16 protein-coding genes and 1 pseudogene are annotated in these 25,847 nt (G+C 35.7%); 12 read left to right on the top strand and 5 right to left on the bottom strand.

Annotated elements, in window-relative coordinates; translation table 11 throughout:
* Positions 1-302: 302 nt before the first annotated feature.
* The 5 genes and pseudogenes from KH893_RS05420 (at position 303) to KH893_RS05400 (ending at position 10,317) form a co-directional block, all read left to right on the top strand.
* Positions 303-3,086, top strand: a complete 2,784-nt coding sequence (locus KH893_RS05420) for an aminotransferase class I/II-fold pyridoxal phosphate-dependent enzyme (RefSeq protein ID WP_281165130.1) — start codon at positions 303-305, stop codon at positions 3,084-3,086.
* A 4-nt stretch (positions 3,087-3,090) separates the two neighbouring features.
* Entirely contained in the window at positions 3,091-4,725 is a 1,635-nt protein-coding gene (locus KH893_RS05415) for a peptide ABC transporter substrate-binding protein (protein ID WP_281165129.1), read from the top strand.
* 45 nt (positions 4,726-4,770) lie between these two features.
* Entirely contained in the window at positions 4,771-5,949 is a 1,179-nt protein-coding gene (locus KH893_RS05410; protein WP_281165128.1) for a metal-dependent hydrolase family protein, read from the top strand.
* A 121-nt stretch (positions 5,950-6,070) separates the two neighbouring features.
* A pseudogene (locus tag KH893_RS05405) lies at positions 6,071-6,172 on the top strand (IS30 family transposase); the annotation flags it as partial.
* 452 nt (positions 6,173-6,624) lie between these two features.
* On the top strand, positions 6,625-10,317 hold the full coding sequence (locus KH893_RS05400; protein ID WP_281165127.1) for a DEAD/DEAH box helicase: 3,693 nt from the start codon (positions 6,625-6,627) through the stop codon (positions 10,315-10,317).
* Positions 10,318-11,299: 982 nt separating this feature from the next.
* On the opposite strand, the gene KH893_RS05395 is transcribed toward KH893_RS05400, so the two are convergent.
* Both KH893_RS05395 and KH893_RS05390 read right to left on the bottom strand, forming a co-directional pair.
* On the bottom strand, positions 11,300-13,315 hold the full coding sequence (locus KH893_RS05395; RefSeq protein ID WP_281165126.1) for an oxidoreductase: 2,016 nt from the start codon (positions 13,313-13,315) through the stop codon (positions 11,300-11,302).
* A 337-nt stretch (positions 13,316-13,652) separates the two neighbouring features.
* Positions 13,653-13,829 (bottom strand): substrate-binding domain-containing protein, encoded by a 177-nt coding sequence (locus tag KH893_RS05390; RefSeq protein ID WP_427859932.1) that lies wholly within the window; start codon positions 13,827-13,829, stop codon positions 13,653-13,655.
* Between the two features lie 276 nt (positions 13,830-14,105).
* On the opposite strand from KH893_RS05390, the gene KH893_RS05385 reads away from it, so the two are divergent.
* Positions 14,106-14,582, top strand: a complete 477-nt coding sequence (locus tag KH893_RS05385) for a nucleoside deaminase (protein WP_281165125.1) — start codon at positions 14,106-14,108, stop codon at positions 14,580-14,582.
* Between the two features lie 72 nt (positions 14,583-14,654).
* On the opposite strand, the gene KH893_RS05380 is transcribed toward KH893_RS05385, so the two are convergent.
* Positions 14,655-15,005 carry a hypothetical protein gene (locus KH893_RS05380; protein ID WP_281165124.1) on the bottom strand — a complete coding sequence of 117 codons (351 nt, stop codon included), beginning with the start codon at positions 15,003-15,005 and terminating at the stop codon, positions 14,655-14,657.
* Positions 15,006-15,865: 860 nt separating this feature from the next.
* Here KH893_RS05380 and KH893_RS05375 point away from each other — a divergent pair.
* Entirely contained in the window at positions 15,866-17,500 is a 1,635-nt protein-coding gene (locus tag KH893_RS05375; RefSeq protein WP_281165123.1) for a peptide ABC transporter substrate-binding protein, read from the top strand.
* 71 nt (positions 17,501-17,571) lie between these two features.
* Here KH893_RS05375 and KH893_RS05370 read toward each other — a convergent pair whose 3' ends face one another.
* Together KH893_RS05370 and KH893_RS05365 are read right to left on the bottom strand one after the other, a co-directional pair.
* Entirely contained in the window at positions 17,572-18,720 is a 1,149-nt protein-coding gene (locus tag KH893_RS05370) for a glycerate kinase family protein (protein ID WP_281165122.1), read from the bottom strand.
* 44 nt (positions 18,721-18,764) lie between these two features.
* Positions 18,765-20,066 (bottom strand): GntP family permease, encoded by a 1,302-nt coding sequence (locus tag KH893_RS05365; RefSeq protein WP_281165121.1) that lies wholly within the window; start codon positions 20,064-20,066, stop codon positions 18,765-18,767.
* A gap of 324 nt (positions 20,067-20,390) precedes the next feature.
* Between KH893_RS05365 and KH893_RS05360 the strand changes: the two genes are divergently transcribed.
* The 5 genes from KH893_RS05360 to KH893_RS05340 are packed head-to-tail and all read left to right on the top strand — an operon-like array spanning position 20,391 to position 25,684.
* Positions 20,391-20,705 (top strand): PTS sugar transporter subunit IIB, encoded by a 315-nt coding sequence (locus tag KH893_RS05360; protein WP_281165120.1) that lies wholly within the window; start codon positions 20,391-20,393, stop codon positions 20,703-20,705.
* A 25-nt stretch (positions 20,706-20,730) separates the two neighbouring features.
* Entirely contained in the window at positions 20,731-21,972 is a 1,242-nt protein-coding gene (locus tag KH893_RS05355; protein WP_281165119.1) for a PTS sugar transporter subunit IIC, read from the top strand.
* A gap of 15 nt (positions 21,973-21,987) precedes the next feature.
* A complete protein-coding gene (locus KH893_RS05350) occupies positions 21,988-22,332 on the top strand; it encodes a PTS sugar transporter subunit IIA (protein ID WP_281165118.1) in 345 nt (114 codons plus the stop codon).
* On the top strand, positions 22,319-23,773 hold the full coding sequence (locus tag KH893_RS05345; RefSeq protein ID WP_281165200.1) for a glycoside hydrolase family 1 protein: 1,455 nt from the start codon (positions 22,319-22,321) through the stop codon (positions 23,771-23,773). Before KH893_RS05350 ends, KH893_RS05345 begins: the two co-directional genes overlap by 14 nt.
* A gap of 30 nt (positions 23,774-23,803) precedes the next feature.
* Positions 23,804-25,684, top strand: a complete 1,881-nt coding sequence (locus tag KH893_RS05340) for a BglG family transcription antiterminator (protein ID WP_281165117.1) — start codon at positions 23,804-23,806, stop codon at positions 25,682-25,684.
* The last annotated feature ends 163 nt before the right edge of the window (positions 25,685-25,847 follow it).

The following is a 25,847-nucleotide window of genomic DNA, read 5'->3' as shown; positions in this document are numbered from 1 at the left end:
TTAGTTTCGAAGTTTGTCAACCAATATTAAAACGATAATTAGTTATTTTGCTTTCTAAGTTTAAGATTATAAAAAAATTAAAAATCAGATTGACAAATCTAATATTAGGAAATAATATAATGACAACTGAACATTCCAGTTAACATGTTCAGAAAAATATTATTATTTTAAGAGGTGATCTTTCGGGGCTTGAATGTTAATTATTGGTAATAATGGCCTAAATTTGTCAGGATGACAATTTATTTGAAATAATGATTTCAATTTAGTCCAAGCTTAATTGGCAAAAAAGAAGGACAACGATTATGGAAAATTTTGATTTGGAAACGCAAGTAAAAAGGGATGATATTGGAAATTTAGAATATAAACTAGAACCTGAAAATTTACGTGCTGCACATTTACCAACTTTTAGTTCAGCAGAAATGAATTTTAAAACTGCTCCAGTGGTTGTTGAGTCAATTGTTAAAACTGCTAAATCGGGAATTTTTGGTTTTACGCTCTGTGATGAACATTATCGTCAAGCGGTTGCTTGGTGGATGAAAACCCAAAGAAAACATCCAATTGACCAAGAATGGATCGTGCCGACTTTAGGAACAATCTTTTCAGTAGCAACTTGCATTAGAATGACGCTGAAAAACAAAGACGATTGTCTGATTGTTCAACCGCCAATTTATGAACGTTATAAGCAAGCAGCTGATCGACTTCAGCGAAAGACAGTTTTTAACCCATTGAAGCATAATGCTGATGGCACATATGCACTTGATTTTGTCGATTTAGCTGAAAAGATGGCTGATCCTAAAAATAAATTATTGATACTCTGTAATCCACATAATCCATTGGGAAAAGTTTGGTCAAAAGAGGATCTTGAAAAAATTGCTAACTTAGCAATTAAATATCAAGTAGTGGTTTTTAGCGATGAAATTTTTGCTGATTATACTTTTGACCAACATGATGTTTATCCGTACTGTTTAATAAATAATGGTAAAAATAATGGGATTTCAGCCATCGGATTAGGGAAAACTTTTAATTTTACTGGAGTCAATCATGCAATTATATTGATCAAGGATTCAAAGTTGCGCCAGCAATTTACTGAGCAACGTACTCAAGATCATTATGGCAGCTTAGATCCACTTGTTCGCGCAGCAGTTCTTGGTGCTTATACGCCAGCAGGTGCAGCTTGGAAGGATGAAGTATCTACTTTGATTGCTAGCAACTATCGGCAATTAAGCAAAGTTTTTAAGTTGATTTTGCCAGAAGTTAAGTTAACACCATTAGAAGGTGGTTATATTACTTGGGCTGATTGGCGAGCTTGGAAGATGTCGGATCCTAATTTATTGAAGTTTTTAACGGAACAAGCCTTATTCTTGCCAGAAAGTGGTCGCAATTTTAATTTAAATCAAGCTGGATTTATGCGGATCAACTTGGCCATTTCTAAAAGTGTAATGACCAAGGCATTGGAAAATCTGCAAAGGGCAATTCAAAAGCTTCGTCAGCGAGAAGTTAAAATCACTTTAAAACCTTTTGATCAAGCGCATCAGCTTGAATTTATCGCTGAGTTTAAAACCGTAAAGTATCAAGCAGGCGATTTGTTCGACACTTTACCAGAATCGGTTGCAACTTGTCCTTCAGCACGATATGATCATGAAACCTTGAAGTTCCTAAGCAGTGGTCAAAATGTAGCTTATCATTTTGAGAAGGTTCAAGGAGCCAACGGTGTGGAGAGAAGGTACATTTTTGACCAAGCAGTCACTGGCAATTTGCAAGTTATTGGCAAATTAACAAGTCAAGTCCGAGATCCTTATCATGGAGATCCTGGAATGAACTTTTTGCAGCATGATACAGGTACTACAGTAGCAGCTTTGATGTTTATCTTATTACCAACAACTGATTGGGCCTGGTATCACCTCCACTATGATTTAAGCCAATTACCAGCAGAAGATTCAGCAATTTGCGGCTGGTCAAAGAATGATTTTAGCCGTTATTGTTCGAGTTCTGAGCTAAAAAATTTATTTTTTGCTTTTGGCAAACTTAGCATTTCAGATGACAATGATCACAAACTGCGAATAGTAACTTTAGATCATGATATTAAATTTCTCGATCAATTAAAAAAACATATTTTTAAACTTTTCAATTTCATGCAAAATTTTTTCAATGACGCCTCGGAACCATTTGTGATGATCATTTATCCGACTCCTCGTGCTCAGGCAACTGGAACAGGTTATTGTCGAACTAATTACTTTGGTTTCGGTGACAAATTAGTTGATTCAGTTACTGAAGTAGATGATACTTTGGCTCACGAACTAGTTCATAATTGGCTAGTATTTAGCGGCGACTCAAACGAAGATGCTTATGGGCTGCTTTATGATGAAGGTGCTGCGGATTATTATGCTGGGATGATGTGTCAACGGACTTTTGGCAAAAAAGATGCGTGGTTGGGATCGCTAAATGATAAGCTGCGTGCTTATTATTCTAATCCATTGCGTGCTGAAAATTGCTTAAATAATTTTGCTACTGGTTGGAAGCAGACCTATGCTTTACGTGCAATTTACGGACGTGGAGTTTTATTAATGCTACAGCTGGATGCTCAAATTAAACGGGCAACTCATCAAGCCAAATCACTTGATGATGTCCAAATTGAAATTGCCAGCAAGACTTCACGTGGTCAAAGAGTAACTTTTGATTTCTTTAAACAATCAGTAAGTAAACTGGGCGGTCAAAAGGCGGTTGAAATTATCAATAAAGCTTTGGGTGCAGGATTAATGCTTCCGCCGAAAGACTTATTTTCTCCAGCTTATCAATTAGTTGAAGGAAAAGTACCGCAAGAGGAACAGGGATTTGATTCAACTGTCCGCTTTGAAATACCATCAATAATCCATGGTTTAATACCTGGATCAAATGCTGAAAAAGCCGGTTTGCAAAATGGGGATGAAATCATTAAATATGATTCAGATTGGAATACGATGGAAGATCCTAAAATGTTGACCAATGTTGTAGTTGATCGTCAAGGACAACAAATTGCTTTAAGTTATCTTGCTCGAGGGTCAAAGACAGCTTGTTGGCAGTATCAAAAAATAAAATTTAGGGTGTGAGAAGATGAATGCTAAACTACGTAAGACTGTTTTTATAAATTCAGTGATCGTAACATTGACGCTTTTTTTGGGAGCTTGTTCAAATTCTTCGAAATCAAGTACTGCTTCAACTAAAAAAGATTTGAATTGGATGCAAACTTCTGAAATTACAACGCTTGATCCATCATTACCAATGGATACCGCTTCTGAATCACAAATTGTTGATAGTAATGAAGGACTTTTTCGTTATGGCAGTCATAGCAAGCTAGAAAAGGCCTTGGTGAAATCAGAAAAGGTTTCTCAAAATGGTTTAACACGAACTTATATTTTAAGAAAATCAAAATGGAGCAACGGCCAGGCATTGACAGCTCAAGATTTTGTTTACGGCTGGAAGCGGACAGTTGATCCTAAAACAGGTTCGGAGTATGGGTATCTTTTTTCAGGCATTAAAAATGCTGATGCCATTGTGAATGGCAAGAAGAGTGCGCAAACTTTAGGAGTAAAAGCAGTTGGTAAGTACAAATTAGTTGTTTCATTTGAAAAAAAGGTTCCATATTTTGACCAACTACTGGCTAAAACCTACTTCTTTCCTGAAAACAAAACAGCTGTTAAGAAATATGGTTCAAAGTATGGAACAAGTTCAAAATATGTGTTAAGCAATGGACCTTACAAAGTTGAAAATTGGAATAGTGGGAAGAACACCTGGAAACTAGTTAAAAATAAAAATTACTGGGATGCTCAAGCGGTTAAAACGCAAACAGTCAATATGAGCGTTCAAGAGACAACATCAACTTCATATGATTTATATCAATCTAAAAAACTTGATGCGACCAGTCTTGATTCTAATCAAGCAAAAAATTTGGAAAATAATTCAGCTTACCATTTGTATTCACCTGGCTCAACAAATTATTTAATATTTAATATTTCAAAAAATAAATTCTTGCAAAACTCAAATATTAGACGAGCAATTTCACTAGCTATCAGTCGAAAAAGCTTAACTAAGGTCTTGGGACCAACTTCCAAAGTTGCTAAAACTATTACTCCAACTGGCTTAACCAAAGTAAATGGAAAAGATTATATTACGACAATTTCGAATTCGGCCAAAAGTTACAATCAAAGTTCGGCTGATAAACAGTTAGCACAGAAATATTTAGACAAAGGATTAAAACAGTTAGGAGTTAGCAAAGTTAGTTTTAAGCTGACCGCTAGTGATAGTGATTTGAACAAACAAGTTACTGAGGCACTGCAGTCACAGCTTGAAATGAACTTGAAAAATGTTAGTGTTGAGGTTCAAAACTTGCCCGCCAAAGCCCTAATGGGACGAATTTCCTCTGCCGACTACGATATTTTGTCAGTTGCTACTGGTGGTGATTACAACGACCCTGCTTCAATTCTTGATGGATTAGTGACAAATGGTTCATTTAATTATGGTGGCTGGTCAAATAAGCATTATGATAAATTGATTACTCAAGCATCTGATGAAAGCCAGACAACTAAACGTTATAAATTATTAGCTCAGGCTGAAGGTGTTGCTCTTAAAGATGAGGCATGGTCCCCACTCTTCTATATGGTTGATCCATGGCTGATTCGCAGCAATGTGCATGGTGTAGTTTATACCAGCGATATTTGGGACCTAAAAACTGCTTATATCACAAAATAATTTATTGTTGTTAAACAGAATGGTTCGATTTAAGGAGTTTGGCAAATGATTTTATATAATATTCGACTTTTACCAGAACTTTCTGGTGGAGTTTCGGCTGAACACGGCTATCTTGAAATTCAAGCTGGCAAAATCAAAATGGTTTCAGCAACCGAATTAACAACAATTCCTGCTAATGCCATAAATTGCCAAGGGATGACCTTATTACCTGGTTTCTTTGATTTGCATACACATTTAGATTTACTAGGCTTTAGCGCCGACTGTCAAGGTGAGCCTTTGGAAATGCTAGTTAAATCAGCCAAGCAAGCGAATTGTTACTTAAAACATGGTTTTACGACTGTGCGAATCTGTGGTTCACAGTACCGCATTTCGCAATACGTCAAAGAAATGGTTGAACAAGGGAGCATAAATGGTCCAACAATTTTATCTGCAGGTAAGATTCTTGGCACAAGTGCTAAAGAAAAAAATAGTGGGATCGATGAGCTTGATTATTTTCAAGATGGTCCCTGGGCTTTTGTTAAAGCAGCTCGTAAAGAATTTGCTTACGGGGCAGATTTCATTAAAATTTATGCTTCCGGATCAGCTTTTAATCCAACAGGAATTCCGCTTAATCCAATTATGACTAAGGAAGAAATTTCTGCAGCAGTTCGCGCAGCAACTGAAGCAAATTCATATGTTGCAGCACATGCCCATGCTGATCAGGCGATTCGTAATTGTATTGAATGTGGCGTCAGAACAATTGAGCATGGTACTTACATGAGCCAAGCAACGTTAAATTTATTAGTACAAACTCCAAACTGTTTTTGGATTCCAACATTATCAGCCATGTTTGTTAGCCAAACTGAGCCAAATGAACGCCAATTTTGGCTGAGTCGGTTGCAGCCAATGCTTGAACAGACTAGTGGTATTTTAAGTCAAGCTTATGTGGCAGGCGTTACGCTAGGATTTGGAACTGATTCTGCTCCAGATGGGAAACAATATGCAAAAGGGATTGAGTTTCAATATCGCCAGAAATATGCCAAAATGAAAAATATTGATATTTTACTTCAGGCTACTAAAGATTCTGCAGCAATTGCTGGCTTTGCTGGGAAAAAGGGTGAGCTCAAGGTTGCTTATGATGCTGATCTGGTTTTAATCGCTGGTAATCCAGTCGAGGATTTATCTGTACTTTCACATCAACCAAAGTCAGTTTGGAAAGCAGGCAAATTAGTTTTTTCTATTTAGTCATTTTTAGCGGCAGTTTAAAAATGTTTTCAGCAAGTCAACTGTTTAAAAGAACAGTTGGCTTTTTTAAGTGCACCCGGCATGGATGATAAGTAAGCAGTGCAAGTCCGCTGTAGGCCGTAGTAGTCGGCGTAATCATATTTTCAGAAAATTATTAAATTACAAAACACCACTTGAGGTATTTATGAAAAATATCACAGATAAGCAACTGAGTTTTTTCTAACTTAATTTGACATTTCAGGTTGATTAAAATTTCAATTGATAATCATTATTTTTATAATTAGACAAACTGTTTTCATATTCAAAAGCAAAAATAGGTTTTGTTTGTTGACAGTTTTTCTTCATCAGCTTCGACTTCAAAACACAACAGCTCGCCAAATTGACTAGTTAATCAAGCTTTAGCCAATTCATGCTGTCCTTTAAGTGAGTATTCATCCAAGAGTTCATTAGTATTTTTATTTGATTCACATTGTTAAAGTAGCTTTTTTAAATTGAAATTTAAAGAGCTTAGTTATATTAGAAAGGCTGTCACTGCTAACTTTTAAAGCTAGCAATGGGAACCTTTTTTAAATTTTTAGACTAGCTTTTCAGCATTAATTAATTTATAATTTTCGTTTAATTGATGTTATCATAAAGGCAGCTTCAATAAACTTGCAAATTAATAGGAGAACCAATATGGATAAATGGCAAAATATTTTTGCACCGACAATTTTAAAACGCGGGGAAAAGTATTTTAAACAAAGAAAAGTTAAGAGCTTACATTTTAACCAAGATCGACGAATTTGGGAAGCTTTTGTTCATGGCAGTCGCAAATACCGTGTTCGGATCAGAGTTGCTAAAAATGGTGACTTGCTAGGCATAGGATGCTCTTGTCCTTATGCAGCTCAAGGTGATCCCTGCAAACACTTGGCAGCGGTTTTCTTCGCTTTAACGGCTCAGAATTTGGTGAGAAATACTGATAGTCCAAATGGGGTTAGTATTTTTGAAAAGCAGCGAACAAGCTACAAATTAATGAAAAAATTAAAAGCTCAAGTCAAACAACAATTGACCGCTGCTTATTACTTTGATTTAAATACGAGTTTGGCAAAAGTTTGGATCGAGGATGAAATTTTTCAACGAGCACTTGCTTTAAAGAAAAGCCATAATTTTACTGCAATCAAATTTAGATTGAAGTTTTCTCAAGATGAATTTAGCAAAGACTTTTATCGACCTTACGAACAAATGATCGAAGCATCTGGACTAACTTCAAATCATATTTCAGCTAATTTAACGCTTAAACGTGATCGAATCGTTGATCTGAACTGTAATCTTTGCCATCGATTTGGTGATTTTTGTGAACATACGGTTATTCTGTTGTTACAGCTAGTTGATGAAATTTTGGCAAATAATCCAGGAGATTTCACTAATTTTGCTGGCTTGAACTTGCTAGATGACTGGCAAGCAATGAAAGCTCAACAGAATCAAGCAAGCTTAATTAATTCTGCGCCAAAACAGTCAATCTCTTTATTGCCAGAAATAATTGATTACCAAGATACTTCATTGTTGCTGCGTTTAAAAATTGGTGAAACGGGTAAAAGACTTTATCAAGTTAAGGATTTGTTTCAGTTAATCAAAGACTTCAAACAGCAGGCAACGGTTCGTTTGGGTAAAAAGCAAATGCTGACTTTAGCTGTCGCTCAGATAACCAGCGATTCATTGCCGTTGTATCACTTTTTGTGCCGCAATTTGCAGCCACTGATTGATTTGAAAAACCAACTTAATCAATATCAGGCAGGTGGTTCACTTTTTGATTTGACTGGCTACGGTTCAAGTGCCATTTTATTAGGGCCAGCCGCTTTGGATGACTTTTTCCAGACCTTTAGTGGACAAACGATAACTTTCAAAAGTGATCATTTCGATGAACCAATGCCCTTAAAACTGATAGAAGGCCATTTTAATTTAGAAATTCAGCTGAAGAAGCTTTACGATGAGCAAAATAATTTTCAAGGCTTAAAAATTGCTTTTGAATTGCCGCCCTTGTATTTAGGGGAAAAGGCGGCCTATTTGGCAGAAGAAGAATTCTTCTATTGTATCCCACTGCCACAGCAGAGTATTTTCAAATATTTAATTAAACAAAATCATTTAGGTCAGCTGGAAGACATTACGATTGGCAAGCAGAATTTGGCTGAGTTTTACTACGATCAGTTACCGCAGTGGCGCCAGGATCCCCAAATTAAGGTGATCGAGCCAACATTGACAGCTACTGAAATGCCAACTGAAGAAACTTTTACTTTCTTGCTTGATATGAATGAAGAGTTTTTAACTTGCCAAGTATGGGTCAACAAACAGCAGGAAACTAAAAACTTACTAGAACAAGCTGACAGTTTACAGTTGCATGTTAGTCGGCGTGAGAAAAAACTGCAAGCTGATTTGATAGAATTTTTTTCTAAAACAGATTCAAAGAATCAAAACTATCGCTTAGAATTTTCAGATGAACATTTATTTCAACTTTTAACTCAAATAATTCCTAAATTGCAAGCGTACGGGACAGTTAAAGTATCCGCCGCACTTAAAAAAATTTCAGTCAAGTCAGCTCCGAAGGTTTCGGTGGGCGTAAAGTTACGAGGTAATTTATTAGATCTTAAATTCAGCAATCAAGATTTCTCACCAACTGAATTGCAGCAGATATTTTCGCAGTATCAATTAAAAAAGAAGTTCTATCGGCTTGCAAATGGCAGCTTCGTCAATTTAGCGGCTGGGAATTTGGCAACCGTTTCTAAGTTGCAACATGATCTGCAGCTGCCAGCGGCTGAATTATTTACTAGCGATAATCAATTAGGAGCAAACCATGCTTTCTTTTTGAACCAGTATCTGAAAAGCAATCAGGTTGAGCTTGACTTACAGACCGACCAACAATTTGAACAGTTGGTCAAACAGTTCGAAAAGATCCAACAACAGCATTTTTCTTTACCGACTCACTTAAAGGCAACCTTGCGACCATATCAGCTCGCCGGCTACCAGTGGCTTAGGACATTGACAGCTAGTCATTTTAGTGGAATCTTGGCGGATGAGATGGGCTTGGGCAAAACGCTGCAAGTTATCACATTATTATTGGCCAATCAGCAGGAAAAATTTGTTGTCCCTAAAACTTCACTGATCGTCACGCCTGCTTCTTTGATTTATAATTGGCAAGCAGAATTGACCAAGTTTGCTCCGCAGTTAAAGGTCATTTTGCTTGCAGGTTCGCAGAATGAACGGCAAGCGCAATTGCAAGCTTTAACCGAAACTAAACCCGATATTGCGATCACTTCGTATGATTTGTTGAAGCGAGATTTGAAACATTATCAAGCAGTTGATTTTGGCTTTGAAATCATCGATGAAGCTCAGTATATTAAAAATCCTCGGACATCAGCAGCTAAAGCCGTCAAGCAACTGTCGAGTCAAATCCGGTTTGCCTTAACTGGAACGCCAATTGAAAATAGCTTGAGTGAGCTTTGGAGCATTTTTGACTTTTTGATGCCAGGTTTTTTAGGCACTTATCATGATTTCCGCAGTCATTATGAAAATCCAATTATCAAAGATCAGCAAACTGCCGTTCAGCAAAAACTAAATCAGCTTGTTTCACCATTTATTCTGCGACGCTTGAAACGTCAGGTACTCAAGGATTTGCCGGAAAAAACTGAGCAACTTTACTTAGTTGAGATGGAAAGCAAGCAGCAGACTTTGTATCGTGCTCAAACTAGTTTACTGAAAAAGCAAGTTGAAGATCAATCGGAGCAAGAATTTAATCAAAGTAAAATTGAAATTTTAGCCGAATTGACTAGGTTACGAGAAATTTGTTGCGATCCGGCTTTAGTCTATGATAATTATCACCGGATTTCTGCCAAACGACTGGCTTGTATGGAGCTGGTGCAACAGGCAATCGACGATGGTCATAAAGTTTTAATTTTTTCACAGTTTGTTTCACTTTTAAAGCTTTTAGCAACCGATTTGCAGCGGCATGGGCTGGAATATTATGAAATCTTCGGCAGTACTCCGAAAAAGCAACGAACAATTTTAGCACAAAAATTTAACCAGAACCAGACACCTGTCTTTTTGATTTCGTTGAAAGCTGGCGGGACTGGCTTAAATTTGACCGGAGCTGATGTGGTGATCCATTTTGATCCTTGGTGGAACTTAGCTGCTCAAAATCAAGCAACTGATCGAGCTCACCGAATTGGACAACAAAATAAAGTGAATGTCTATTCTTTGATCAGCAAAAATAGCATTGAAGAAAAAGTTTTGCAGCTACAGGCAGCTAAAAAACAATTAGCGGATAATTTATTGAATAATCAAAAAGTTACTAGTACTAAGTTGACAAAACAAGATCTTTTACAAATTCTACAATGAAACTATTTTGTTAATGACAAAAAGGTGCCTTAAATATAGGCATTTTTTATAGTAAAATTTCCGGTTATGTTTATTTGGGTATAATAATTCCAGTTGAAGTCACTCTTAATGAAAATAATCAATTATTATAGGCAGTCTTTCACTAAGCATTGCTGGTAAGCATGTCTTTTGGATAGGTTGATTTTTTAGAAAAAAGATTTGGCCAGATCAATCAAACTTTGCCGGTTTTGATTCAAGATTTTAAATTTAAATTAAAGAACGATAAAAGCTATTAAACAAAGACTGGGAATTTCGAACGCTTGTTGAGTTTCATGTTTGTCGATAAAATCTTAGTTGTTCTTTTTGGACAAGGAAAGGTTTTATTGAATCTTTACTTCTGGTAGAAGGAATCAACGGCTTATCCCTTTTGGATCTATATGTCAGCGAAGTTATTAAGGACTATCAAAAATATCGAATTGAAATTACAAGATGACAAGAAAAGAATTATTGACAATTTTACTTAGAAGTGTCCATCATATAATGATTTAAAAATTATTTTAAAAAATCAGCCGAAAATTTGGCTGATTTTTTATTTAAAGTGGTATCCTTTGAAATCATTTGCGTAATTATCAATTAAGAATGAAAGGGGCGGTATCTAATAATGGCATTGAAAATTAAATTTATTGATTTTAATAATTTACTCATTGCACCAGATTGAACTGCCAGTATATAAGCTCTGCCAAACGAAACAGGAAGAATTATTGATTTTGACTTATAAAAATAGAATTCGGCGAGATATTATGCAGCTTCAATTCCGAAACGATACTGACTTACTTGATTTTATAAGTTGGAAAAGATTATTAGGCCGTTAGAAATTTAACAAAAAACTATAGTTAATTTTCTCGAAAGAATCAAAAAAAGACCGTAAAAGAACGCTTTTAACCCGATTTATCGGACAGCCATCTTTTTACAGTCTATTAAAATGAATTTTACCTTTTAGTGATTAAAGATCTTTGCAAACATAATAGGCTTGCCAAACTGCATCCATGATTTTTCCAGGTTTGACAGCATCCCCAAACAAGTAGGTTTCTTTATCAGAAGTTTGGAGCAGCTTGTAGAAGGGATCATTTGAGCGATAACCGATCGCGCAGATGACTGAATCACCGTTGAATTCTTTGACTTGACCGTTTTGATCTGTTGCAACGACTTTAGTGCCATCGATATGGTCAACTTTTGTCTTTAATTCCACGTTAATTCCTTCATATGGCAACAATTCAGCCATCATTTGCCAATTTGCAAAACAGGAAGCACTTGGACCGCCACAGATTTGATCGCTCATTTCAATTACAGTGGCTTTTTTACCTTGACGTTGCAACCAAAGGGCTGTTTCACAGCCAACTAAACCGCCGCCGATCACAGTAACATGCGTTCCAACTTTGGCTTTATTCAGCAAAACCTCTTCAGCTGTTACCATTGCCGAGCTGCCAAAGTCAGGAATGACTGGTTTGGCGCCGGTTGCAACAATCACTACATCAAAACTAGGATCATCAAAGTCCTTCTTAGTTGCTGTTGTCTTGAGCTTGATCGTGACATTTTTAAGCCGAGCTAGCTGTTTTTGATACCAAATGATTAGTTGATAATCATCATTTTTGAAACTTGGTTTTGAACCAGGGACTAAGGCACCGCCAAGTTGATTCGTTGCTTCAAAGAGAGTTACTTGGTGACCGCGAAGTCCACAAATATAAGCAGCCTCCATTCCGGCTGGCCCACCGCCGATGATCAGAACGTGCTTTTTAACGAGTGGGGTTTGTAGTTGGTATTCAGCTTCGTGACCAACTTCTGGATTAACGGTACATGAATAAGGCATTCCTTGACTTAACCGCAACAAACAGCCGTCTTGACAGGAAATGCAAGGGCGAACATCTTCCCAATCATCAGCCTTGATCTTATTGACTAAATCAGCATCAGCTAATAGTGGGCGACCAAATTCAACCAAATCGATTTTGGCATCAAATGCAGCATTGATTGCTTCGGGATCATCCATTCGTCCGGCGACCGCCACTGGAATTTCAATCGCCTCTTTGACTTTAGCACCAAATTCATTGTAGATCCCTTTTTTCTCAAAATACATTGGAGGATGATTCCAAAACCAAGCATCATAAGTACCGGCATCAACATTCAACATATCATAACCGGCAGCCGCTAAATATTTGGCTGCTTGGAGACCTTCAGCCAGATCGCGGCCTTGTTCTGCAAAGTGTTCGCCAGGGAGCCCGCCTTCACGGAGATGACGAATAAAACTTTTAAGTGAAAAACGCAAAGTTACCGGAAAGTCCTCACCACAACGCTGCTTGATGGCCTGGACAATCTCAACTGGGAAACGGAGCCGATTTTCAAGCGATCCGCCGTATTCATCTTGGCGATGATTGAAAAAGCCAATCGTAAACTGATCCAGCAAGTAGCCTTCATGGACAGCATGGATCTCAACACCATCAAAACCAGCTGCTTGGCAAATTGCTGCCCCCTGCGCAAAGTTTTCAATTGTTTGCTGGATCTCTGCTTTAGTCATTGCTCGGTGTTTGATCTTAGGGTCAAAACGATTTTCCTGTTCAGAAGGGGCCCAATTTTGTTTGACTGAACCAGGGAATGCTGAGCGGCCAAAACCAGCTGAAATCATACAAAGAGCTTTGGTGCCATAATAATGGATTTGTTCAAGCATTTCCTTTGAAGTTTTAGTGAAATCATTTGGATTATAGATTGGACAGGGAAGGGTCAAATCAACAAAATCTTGGTAGTCAACGGCGACCAGACCAACAGTAATTAGACCTACACCGCCTTTTGCTCGGCGAATATAAAGTTCCTGAATGTTTTTATTGAAGCCACCTTGACTATCGCCATAACCAACTAGGCCAAGTGGAGCCATGACTGTTCGATTTTTAAGTTGTAGCTTGCCGATAGAAGTTGGAGTAAACAAACGTGAGACATTTCTTTTTTCAACATCAGGTGTTACTAGTACCATTAAGATCACCTTCCTAAAAATAATATTGTTCCAAAATTAATTGTGCAATCATTAACAATGAATGTCAAATATTATTTTAATAAAGTTGTTTAGGAAAGATTAAAGAAAGTAATAGCTTAATTTAATAAGAATATAATTTTGAGATCTACTTTATTTATTTAGTTATTTATTGTGAATTAGTGGCTTATCTTCTTGATGTATTAAAAAGTAGTCATTTTCAAAATAGAATTAGTTGATATAATGCATCAAACGAACTTCCAAAAAGAGACTAAAAGTCTTCATTTTGGAAGTTCGTTATTATTACCAGGAAGCTATTAAAGGGTTAAAACAGTACTAATCATTTTAAACTGCTTTCTCGTAATACCAAACTTGTTCCGATCGTAATTTTGCGTGGAATATGGTTCCTTTTTTCCGAATCAAAGAAGGTCGTTTTTAATAAACGTAATGCTGTAGCTCCCATTTCTTCAGTTTCCACGCGAATACAACTTAAGGAGGGAGAAACATAGCGTGCAATGGATGTATCATTAAATGAAACAACACTGACCCTTTGAGGAACTTATGTAGACGGACAGAAGCTATACGATTGTTAAGTCAAAACAACTAATTTTTAAATTAAAAGAGTCTTCTTAATAAAGAAGACTTTTTTAATATCTGAAAGGCATTAAGATGCTTTAAGCATTAGTATAAACATTTTAACATTGACAGATGTGAAGAAAAAAGTAAAATATAAAAAGGATTAAAAAGCCCTTTTTAAGGACAAACGAAATTTTTTAGGTTAAGAGGAAAGAAAATGTCTTATCAAAGAAAATTTATGGAAATAGCTGCCCAAGAAGCTCTTAGTAATGTTGGTACACAAATTGGCGGTCCATTTGGAACGGTGATCGTTAAAAATGACCAAATTATTGCACAGGCGCATAACTGTGTGTTACAAAACCATGATCCTTCAGCCCATGGAGAAATTACTGCAATCCGACAAGCTTGCCAAAAGCTAGGCACGCATGATCTTAGCGGTTGTGAGCTTTATACGAATGCTTATCCATGTCCAATGTGTTTAGGAGCAATTATTTGGTCGAATATTAAGACAGCTTACTATGGAAATACACCACAAGATGCTGCAGAAATTGGTTTTCGAGATGATTTTATTTATCAGTTTATTCAAAAAAATTGTCAGGATCCAAAAGTTCTAAATTTACGGCAATATGATCGATCGATAACAATTAAAGCCTTTCAAGCTTTTCAGTCGAATAATGATTCAAAACTTTATTAGAAATTAAGTTGCTACAACTTCCCTAGATTAAACTAAATAATCAGATTTAAAGATATTTTTAAATTTGAGTGTTCAAAAAACATCTAAGCCGTCACTTTGCATTTGAACAAGCAATTCTTTGGCTTCTTGTGAGAAATCCTTTTTTGAATAAGCATATCTTTGGTAGTGCGAGTACTGATAAATATTTGACTCAGGGAATTCTTTTTTTAGTAAGCTTTTGCTTTTAGTGAAATATGGGAAACTTTTTCCTAAAAGAATAAAAACTGGATCTTGTTTAACACCGATGACTGTCTTTAATTCATAAGAAAGCCCGGCAATATTATGAGCTAACATTGCAGATGTTAATTCATGCATTGTTTTAGTTGGAATTCCATAAGCTTGCCAACTTGTATCATTTGCAGGAAATTTATATAAGTCAGTCATATAAGCCCCTTCGAGGTAAGTATTGACAAAAAATGGATAAAGTCCTTTTTTCCCATAGCAACTGCCATACTGATTGCTAAGGTAATTTAATTCTTTATACTTAGGAATTACTAGCTGCTGATTCCCTGAAGCTACTAGCCGGCTTAGGCTTTTAGGAACTCCAAAATTGCTGCCAACAAAAACTGCATCAGCATGAAGAATTTTATTTAAGCCTTTTTGAAAATACTCTGATTCAGATTTAGCGATAATTGGGTCCGAGTTGCTTCCATGATGATTTTTTGGCCAATATGCAAAGCTGCCAATATGTGAAAAATGTTTTCTTAAATTATTGTACTGGCACCAAGTTAAATAATTATGTTTTTTTATTGTTATTCCCCCCTGATAGCTAAATTTAGGTTATCAGGTTTTAGTTAACATGTAAATAGAAGATTATAGTTGTACATTAAGTTTACTTTAATCCTAGTTACTAAAAAATATGAATGATAGAGATAGTTTCGAATTGTTATCAGTAACAAAATATTTAAAGAACGCTGTAAAGCTAGAAAAAGAGTGTACTCAAGGATTAAAAGCAAATCTGCATTAGTCAAAAATATCATGAGTTAAGATTTCGGAGCCTCATTCTTTAGCGAAAACAAAAACTGGCCAGTGTTTTGGAGAACTATGAATAATTAAATGGAATGTTTAATCAAAGTAATGATTTAAAAAATTTGTATTATAAAACAATTTTTATTAGATATTAAACTTTGATAAAAAGAATATTGAATCAAAAAAACTTGATTGTTAAAAAAATTGATAGTTTGTCTTGATTTGCTAACTCTTTTTCTTTAGTATTACTCTAAATGAAAAGGAGTGATTAGTTTATGGGGCGAAAAAAACTATTTTGGTTATCACTGATTGGCATAATTAGTTTAACTGCTTTGTCTGCTTGTGGTAAATCAACAAACAGTTCTGGGGAAATTGCGGACAAACAGGTTTTGAACTGGGATGAATCTTCTGAACTACCGACGATGAATATTTCGACGGCAACAGACACGATTAGTTTTGATATGTTGAACAACACTAATGAGGGTCTTTATCGAATTGGTAAAAATAGTAAAATTGAACCGGGAATCGCCAAAACAACTAAAATCAGCAATAATGGTTTAAAATATACTTTTACTTTGCGTAAAAACGCTAAATGGAGTAATGGTCAAAAAGTTACTGCACATGATTTTGTTTACTCGTGGCGGCGAACAGTCACTCCATCAACTGGAGCTGAGTATGCTTATTTGTTTGATGGTATCAAAAATGCTGATGCGATTGTTGCAGGCAAAAAATCACCAACTACTCTGGGTATCAAAGCTGATGGAAATTATAAATTAGTTGTAACATTGGAAAAACATGTTCCTTATTTTAAATTATTGATGGGATTTCCAGTTTTCTTCCCACAAAATAAAACAACGGTTACTAAATATGGCAGCAAGTATGGGACAGCTTCGAAGTATTCAGTCTACAATGGACCATTTGTAATGAAGGGGTGGACTGGCTCGAATCTGAATTGGAGTCTAAAGAAAAATCAAGACTATTGGGATAAGAAAAATGTTAAATTAAGTCAAATCAATTTTAAAGTCAATAAAAGTACTTCTACCAGCTACAATTTATATCAAAGCGGCAAGCTAGATGAAACTTTATTGGATGCAGAACAAGCAAAGCAGCTTTCGAATTCAAAAGAGTTTACACCGCGCAAAGAATCACGAATTTCTTATCTTGAGTTTAATCAAACGCAAAAGAATTTCCAGAATAAAAAAATTCGTGAAGCAATTTCATTGGCGATTAATCGTCAACAATTAGTCAAAAAGGTTTTAGGCGACGGTTCAACAACTGCTCCGGGAATTGTTTCTCGCGGTTTGGCCAGTTATCAGGGAAAGGACTTTGCAACTGCGGCTAAGACATCAGCTGGTATCTCATATGATAAAGATAAGGCAAAGCGGCTTTGGAAGGAAGGACTCCAAGAACTCGGGGTCAAGAAATTAGACTTTACTTTATTAGCTGATGATACTGATATTGCTAAAAGTGTTTCTGAGTATATTCAAAGCCAAATTGAAGAAAACTTACCAGGGGCAAATGTTTCTGTTTCGAATGTGCCGTTTAAGACTCGGTTAACGCGCTCTGAAAATGGTGATTTTGAAGTAGTACTTTCAGGTTGGGGAGCAGATTTCAGTGATCCGATCACTTTCTTACAGCTCTTTACCTCTGATAACTCATATAATGATGGCAAATGGAAAAACGATCAATATGATCAGTTGATCAAAGCTTCAGGGACAGCAGATGCAACTAATAAATCACAGCGTTGGCAAGATATGGTGCAAGCTGCCAAGATATTAATGAAGGATCAGGGCGTCGCACCACTTTATCAACAAACGCAAGCAACTTTAGTCAAATCAAAAGTTAAGGGAGTAATTTACAATTCAGCCGGTGTCAGTTTTAATTTCAAAGAAGCTTATCTGAGTAAATAGGATCAGAAATAATTAAATTAAGAAGGGTGCTTAACTCAAACAATCAACTTGAGTTAAGCACCCTTGATTTTTTAATGTTGTTTGACAGTTTTGATTAAACGAGCAATATTTTCAGCAGTTTGTTGAATATCATGTTTTGAATCGGCGAATGCTCGTTGAAGATTTTTCGCACCAGCGGGAGAAGAGAAAATTGCATCAAAAATCTGGTTATCATAGAGGTCTGATAAATTATTGCCGATCCCGCCGGCAATCCCGATCACTACAGCTGCTGGATTGATTTTCTTAACTGTCTGCGCGACACCAAATGGAGTTTTGCCAAATTTAGTTTGAAAATCAATTTTTCCTTCACCGGTGAAGCAAAATTGTGTGCCGGCAGCTTTTTGGGCTAAACCGCTGTATTCAATCACTAATTCGATTCCCTTTTTCATGGTCGAATTGGTGAAAGCTAATAAACCTGCTCCCAGGCCGCCAGCTGCACCCGCCCCCGGTAGCATTTCAAGATCTTTTCCCAAGTCACGTTTGATGATGGTCGCATAGTGGTGCAAATTGGCATCAAGTTGCTTGACCATGGTGGCGGTTGCTCCTTTTTGCGGGCCAAAAACGGCTGAAGCACCGTTTTTGCCAGTTAAAGGATTGGTCACGTCCGAAGCAATCAAGATTTCCGTTTTAGCGATCCGCGAATCGACTTGTGAGATGTCTAAATGATCAAGTTGGTTTAAGTTGCCGCCGCCAAGCAGAATTGGCTGTCCGTTTTTGGTCAGTAAACGAGCTCCCAAAGCTTGAGCCATACCAGCTCCGCCGTCATTAGTTGCGCTGCCGCCGATTCCGAGAATGATCCGCTTGACGTGATGATTCAAAGCATCAAGAATTAATTCACCAGTCCCAAAAGTGGTAGTAATCAGCGGATTATGTGTTTGATCAGTCACATACTGAATTCCGCTGGCTTGGGCCATTTCAATTACAGCGGTTTGAGAATCTCCTAAAATTCCGTAATAAGCGTCAACACCTTGTTTTAGTGGCCCATGGACTTGACAATGGATCTTGGTTCCGTGAGTGGCATCGATCAAGGACTGGACTGTTCCTTCACCGCCATCAGCCATTGGGACTAACTGATAATCAGCTGTTGGGAAGACTTTGATCAGCCCTTGATAAATGCTTTCAGCAACTTCTTTAGCTGTTAGCGAACCTTTAAAAGAATCTGGAGCAATTAAAAATTTCATTTGCGACTCCTTTCAAAAATTAACGATGCAAGCAATTTTAACGATTAAAGGTGCAAAAAGCCATAGAGGATTGTGGCAGTCAACATTGCTGATCCACCAACTAAGGCTTCATACAAAATCGCTTTTGATCGCTCTTTAATGTCCATATGCATCGCATTAGCAGTAACATGGAAATAATTACCATGTGGCAGTTGGTCGATCACGATCGCTCCAGTATGAACCATTGCAGCAGCAGCTAAAGGTGCTACGCCAAAACCGAGAATTGCTTTGGCAAATGAACCGGTTGCTAAAATTACTCCGGTAGAAGTTGAAGCCGCAGCCGCAGCCATTAAGATTCCTGAAATTGGTGCTAACAATGTTCCAGACAAGCCACTGGATTTAATTGCTTGGATCAACATCTCCGGGAGATTTGATGAGGTAATGGTCGCACCGATTGCACCGGCACCAATTAAAATCAAAACTACATCGGTCATTTTCGAAACACCGCTCAAAGCAAACTCCCGCAATTTTTTCCCTTGATGCATGGCTAAAGCCCCGATTACAGCTGCTAATGGCAAAACGTATAAAGCATCTAAGTTGAACTTTTCTAGAAATTCAAGATGAAAAATCGATCCAATTGGATTTAATAGTAATAAAACAACTGCAATAATTGGTGCAACCAGTGCTTGAGCAAAAGTTGGCTGAACTTTTCTTTTTTTATTTTTGGGTTCGCTGATCAGTTCCAAATCATGCTGGCTAACGGCAGAGCCTTTTTCGCGAATCAATGAAGCAGTAGCTACGGCAACTAATAAAGCGACGACTGCCGGAATAAAATCAGCAATCATTACTTGACTTAATTGTAACCCAAAGCCTTTAGCAGCGGCAATCGTATTGGCATTTGGTGAAATAATATTGCCAGCTTTGCCGCCACCTGATAAAGCAACCAGTAGCGAGAGTTTAGATATTTTTAACCGCTCACCAACCTCTAAGGCAATCGGAGCAACGATCAAAACGGCGACAGGGATAAAAACTCCCACCGCGGTAATCAGCATTGTAGCAAATGTCAAGGCAAAAATTGCCATTTTGTTGCCGAATTTTGCAACGATCGTCCGTGCTAGCACATCAGCTGCACCAGAATCCATCATGACACCAGCTAACATTCCGGCAGCCAGGACTCGTAAAACAGTTCCCATTACATTTTGTGAGCCCTTAGTTAGAATATTGATCGTCTGAACTAAATCAGCTCCGCCAATCAAACAGCCAAAAATGGCACCTAGAAAAAGTGAATATACCGGATTGAGCTTCTTTAGGATCAAAATAATTGCTAGTAGCAATCCTAAAAGAGCACCCCACCAAGAAATCAACATAAAATCTTCCTCTCCAAATCTTTTTAAATAGACACTTCACAATGTTCAAATATACTCCTTTTATTTGATAAAATAAACACATATTAGATACCAATTTTTAATTTAAACTTATTGAAATTCTTTTATATAGGCGTTTTTGACTAATTTTAAAAAGCATAAAGATTCACAAATGATAAATTAACTAGCAATTATTTGTTTCAAGCAATTGTTTTGAAAAAAGATTGCTTGAATATATTTTTGCACTTTAACAGTGCAAAGATAGGTTTGATAGCTTACTGTAAGCGCTATATTATAAAGCTGAAAAAGAAATGGAGGATGATTTTAATGAGTGAACGAAAAAGTATTTTATTAATTTGTGGTTCTGGTGCTTCGTCAGGTTTTATGGCAGCCAATATGCGTAAAGCTGCCAAGAAAAAAGGTTTGAATTATGAAATAAAGGCGCGGAGTGAATCAGAATTAGCTGATTATGCAGATTCAATTGATGCCCTAATGGTTGGCCCACACCTGAAATCGGAAATTGATGATATTAAGGAACAAGTACCAGACAAGGTTAAGGTCATTTTAATGAAGCCCGATTATTATTCAATATTAGACGGTCAGGCAGCTATAGATCATTTAAATTCGGAACTTGATATTTAGTATTAAATAATTTGAGGTGAAAAAAATGAATGGTTTCATTGAATTTTTAAATAAGAAATTTGCTCCTAAAGCTGAAATTATAAATCGAAATACTTGGATAAACGTTTTAAAAGATTCAATTTTACAAACACTGCCGTTTATTTTGGTCGGATCACTAGTTAGTTTATTAAGTATTCCAGGAAATTGGTGGAAGTGGTGGCCTGATTTTAGCCCGATAAGTAGTTTCACTTTTGGCTTAATTTCCATCTTTGTAGCGTTTTTGGTTCCATTTAATTTAATGGAACGAAAAAAATTAAAGAAACAGCGTCTAATTGCAGGTTTGACATCGGTTGCGTTATTTTTAATGATGATACATCCGGTTATTAACTCGAATTCAATTGCAAAACTTAATTTTAGTTATTTTGGTGCTGGCGGTATGTTTGTTGCTATGATTTGTGGTGTAATTGTTGGTATTATAATGAATGCTTTTGGAAAGTTTTCATTTTTCAGTGAAGATACTGTTATACCCGATTTTGTAACCGCATGGTTTGATTCAATGCTTCCAATTGGTTTAATTATTGCAGTTGGGTGGGTAGTAATTGATCTTTTTAGTTTTAATTTATATCAACTAATTTCTAGTGCGTTTTCTCCTCTTGGAACAGTTTTAGAAACTTTGCCAGGATTTATCCTTGTAATGTTTATTTATTGTTTCTTTTATTCAATGGGTGTTTCAAGTTGGGTTTTCACACCTATTATTACCCCACTTCTTATTCAAGCTATTCAAAAAAATGCAACTTTAGTTTCTCATGGTCATGATCCAAAGTTTATTGTAACCTATGAAGTCATTTTTGTTGGCTTTTTATGGTGGGGAGGAACAGGGTGCACTATGCCTTTAAATCTAATGATGTTAAAAGCAAAGTCACAAAGGTTACGAGCATTGGGCAAAGCTTGTATCGCACCAGCATTATTTAACATCAATGAACCAACTGTTTTTGGAACCATTGTTTGGAATCCATACTTAATGCTGCCTATGTGGCTTAATGGTATAGTGTTGCCAGCAGTGGTTTGGATAGCGCTTAAGCTTGGAATTACAGCTCTTCCTTCAGCGGTTAACGAGTTATGGTATATTCCATTTCCAATAGGTAGTTGGTTAGTAAGTCCTCATATTGGTTCGATATTATTGACACTGATTGTCTTTGCTATTTCTTTTTGCATTTGGTATCCATTTTTCAAAGTTTATGATACTAATGAGTATAAGAAAGAGCAAAATGCAGAAAATAATAAATAAAAGAGGAAAATGAACATGGATGATACAAAAAATTTAGCTGAAAAAAACACAATGGAAATAATTTTGCATGCTGGTGATGCACGTGTTTCAATTATGAAAGCCCTAGATTTGATTGGTACTTCAGATTACCAAAGGGCTAATGATTTAATGAAAGATGCACATAAAAAATTAGTTTTGGCACATCGTTTGCAAACAAATAAATTGCAGCAAGAGGCAGAAGGAAAAAAAATAGCATATTCTGTTCTATTTACACATGCGCAAGATACTTTAATGACTATTAATACAGAATACAATCTTGTCAAACATTTAATAAAAGTGTTTGAAATTAAGGAAGGAAAAGAAAATGATGGAAAAAAATAATTTTCCTTTTTTCCCAGATGATTTTTTATGGGGAGGTGCTCAAGCAGCCAGTCAGGCTGATGGAGCTTATAAGGTCGATGGAAAAGGTTTGAACTCTTCAGATATACAACCATATCTTAATGGCAAATCAAATGAAGAAATTCAGCGTTTAGAAAAGTCAGGTATGACTTTAGCAGATGTTAAAAAAAATATTAAAGATAATAAAAATTATTATCCTAAACGTTATGGAATAGATTTTTATCATACTTATCCAGAAGATATTAAATTGCTTTCTGAAATGGGATTTAAAACCTTTAGAACCTCGTTAGATTGGTCCAGAATTTTTCCTAATGGTGATGACCAACAACCTAATAAGGAAGCATTAAATCATTATTCAAAAATGATAGATTGTTTAATTGATCATCATATTGAACCAATAATTACTATGAATCATTATGAAACACCAGTCAATATCACGCTTAAATATGGAGGTTGGCCTAATAAAAGGGTTATTCCATTATTTGAAAGGTTTGCAAAGACTTTGTTAGATTGGTATGGCAGTCGGGTAAAATATTGGATTGTAGTTAATCAAATTAATATGGTTCAAATTGAACCTTGGCTATCTGTAGGTGTTGCTAACGATCAGTACGAAAATATTGAGGAAGCCTTATATCAATCTGTGCATAATCAAATGGTAGCGGCAGCTTGGATAAAATCTTATGCTAAATCGTTAAAAAATTCTGAAATTAAAATTGGTACAATGGTGGCAGATGGTACAGTTTATCCTTTCAGTTGTAAACCAAATGACGTGATTTTGGCCATGCAACAAAATAGAATGCAATATATGTTTACAGATGTTCAATTTAGGGGATATTATCCGCAATTTGCTCTAAATTATTTTAAAGAAAAAGGAGATAACTTAGAAATTACTGCCAATGAAATGAAAATTATTAAAAATAATCCATTAGATTTTCTAGCTATTTCGTATTATTATTCAAAAATGGTAGATTCTAAAAAGAATAAATGCGTTCCTTCTGATACTAGTGAGAATCCATTTCTGGATAAAAGTCCATGGGGCTGGGCAATCGATCCGCAAGGACTTTACAACAGCTTATCACAGTATTATGATCGTTATCAAAAACCAATTATTATTGCTGAAAATGGTATAGGTATGTATGATAAAATCGAAAATAACCGAATACATGATGAGTATCGTTGTACTTATTTAGGTCAACATATTCAACAAGTAGGACGTGCGATTCATGACGGTGCCAAAGTGATTGCATACTGTGCTTGGGGGCCAATTGATATAGTGTCCTGTTCTTCGCAACAAATGTCTAAACGCTATGGATTTATATATGTAGATAAGGATGATGAAGGACATGGTTCCGGCAAAAGAATTAGGAAGGATAGTTTTTATTGGTATAAACAGGTAATTAAGTCTAATGGTAAACAAATTTGATTGCAATTAACTACTTCGAATGGGGACTTGATGAACTTGATAAAAAGTACACAGTCAAAATTATTGAATTATTTAAGAGATAATCCAGGCTTCCATACAGCTGCAGAGCTTGCAATTGAAATTGGGAAATCGAAGCGTACAGTAAAAAATTATATTCAGGATTTAAAGATTAACTATCAAATAATTTCAGGTCGTGAGGGTTATAAGTTTCTTCAAACAAAAAAAGATTATTATGATTTAAATTCATTTTCAAATCAAAAGAACAAATTGTTGAATGAACTGATAAATTCTTCTACACCGCTTAATATTTATGATTTGGCCGAAAATTTTTATGTAAGCGAATCTGTGATTAAAAGAACGGTCAAAGAATTACAAACTAAAGTTGCGCACTTTAATTTAAAAATTATGTATAAAAATGATTCACTTTGTTTAATAGGGTCTGAACAGGATAGAAGACATTTAATATCATCTTTATTGTATAATGAAATTTCTGGAACATTTTTGAATGAAGATGTTTTGAAAAATAACTTTCCTCAAATTGATGTTTCATCAATTTTTAAAATCGTGGTTCATGAAGCTGAAAAAGAAAAAATTTATTTAAACACTTTTGACTTAAATAACATTGTTTTGCATATTTTAATCTCAGTTGAAAGATTGCAACAAGGTTACAAAATAAAAAATGGAATTGGAATTTCAAGTAGTAAACAGGGATATGATTTTGCAACAAAAATTTTAAATCAAATTGAAGACCAGTTAAAAAATGTTCATTTTGATTTTAGTGATCGTCAAGAATTGAAGACAATTATTAATAGTTCGGCTTCCAGGAAAGATAAATCATTTGATAACTATCTTTCTTCGCAAACAAAATATTTGCTTTGTCAAATAGTGAAGTATATTAAAGAGGTTTATTCGATTGATTTGAGCCATTCAAAATTCCTAAAACAATTTGGGTTGCATTTAGAAAGGCTTATTGTGCGTTTAAAAAGTAAGCAAATTGTACACAATCCATTGGCGGAATCTATAAAAATGAGCAGTCCAACAATTTATGAATGTGCGGTGCTTATTTCACATTTAATTAGTGAAGAATGCAACATTATCGTTCCAGACAATGAAATAGCATTTATTGCATTGCACATAGGGAACGCTGTATCTGAACAAATATCTTCAAATAATAAAATTAAAGTAATCTTGTTGGCTCCAGAGTATCAGGAAAACATTGTTCAGATTGTCAGCAAGATTGAAAAACATTTTTCTGAGCAAATGGTTATTATAGATATTGTTCAAAACTTTAGTTCAATAGAAGATCAGGATGCAGATTTAATTGTTTCTTTAAATGGTTCGACAGACAATCAAGTTAAGACAATTTCCGTTTCTCAGTTTTTAACTTTTAAGGACTTAGATAAAGTTGGTAAAGCTATCACTGAAGTTAAAGCTACAATTAAGAAAAAGCAATTCTTGCATGATGCGGGTAACTTTTTTCGCCCAGAGTTTTTTCTGTACAACAAAGGTTTGAAAAAACGCGATCAAATTTTAGCTTATGTAGTTGAGGGCTTTTCAAAAGAAAATGTTACTACTAAAGAATACTTTTCTCGTTTGATCAATCGAGAAAGAATGTCAAGCACTGCTTTTGGAAGAGTAGCAATTCCACATTCTTTTGATATGATAGCACAAAAAAGTCGCGGATTTGTTGTTATTAATCCTAGTGGCGTTCAATGGGATAATGATAATAAAGTTTATTTAGTAATTGTTTTAGCAGTTGCTAGTGACGACAAAAAAATATTTAGAAATATTTTCGATAAAATCTCTAATGTAATGGTCGATAGTAAAAATATTGAGGAATTAGTCAATTGCAAAGATTATAAGGATTTTATTGAAAAATTAACTGATTTGATTGAACAAACTGATTTTTAATCAATATAATTTCTAAAATTAAAATCAAAACGGTTTACTCAACTCATTTATCGTTTCTAGCAAGCTCACAAATTTTCAGATTTTGTGGGCTTGCTTGATTTTACGCATATTGAAAAGTTATAAATTTTCAGTTACTGTTTAAATAGCCGGCGGTACTTAATAA

The sequence above is a fragment of the Liquorilactobacillus sicerae genome (assembly GCF_029916425.1).
Taxonomy (GTDB): domain Bacteria; phylum Bacillota; class Bacilli; order Lactobacillales; family Lactobacillaceae; genus Liquorilactobacillus; species Liquorilactobacillus sicerae.
The sequence above is the reverse complement of the archived record's forward strand: the minus strand, read 5'-3'. Positions and strand labels throughout refer to the sequence as shown.